Here is a 549-nt window from a genome sequence, read left to right as displayed (position 1 = left end):
GCCTTGGCCTATAGCCTGGGTTATTATAATGGCGATTATAGCCCTATTGGAGGCAATGGCGCTTTTGCCCATACGTATGTGGGAACAAATGGCGATCTTACTGGCCGGCCATTATTTAATGGAAACATTAGCAACAGTACCTACAGCATTGCCAAAATAAACAACGATGCAACAGTGGGTTATAGTTACGGTTACGATCAGCTTAACCGCATTAAAAATGTAAACCAGCACGATATTGGTACGGGTAACTGGAACTTCGGCAGTGCCAACGATAAATTTAAAGAAAGCTTTGGTTACGATGGTAACGGTAATATTTTAAACCTGCAGCGCAATAACCAGGGCGGAAGTACCATGGATAATCTGGGTTATGTGTATAACCGCGATGGCGCAGGTAAACTATTGAACAACCGTTTGGCTGCCGTAACTGATGCGGTAGGGGTAACCAATGGAAACGATATTGGCAACAATAGTTATACCTATGATGAAATAGGTAACTTAAAAACCGATGCTGCCGAAGGCATCAGCAACATTGATTGGAGTGTTTATGGT

At 43.0% G+C, this 549-nt stretch carries 1 pseudogene; it reads left to right on the top strand.

Annotation, left to right across the window (positions count from 1 at the left end):
* Window positions 1-549, top strand: a pseudogene (locus AC1DND_RS29200) (hypothetical protein); the annotation flags it as partial.

Source organism: Pedobacter sp. 01N416 (assembly GCF_056399685.1).
Note: the sequence above shows the minus strand (reverse complement) of the source record. Positions and strands in the feature narration are given on the sequence as shown.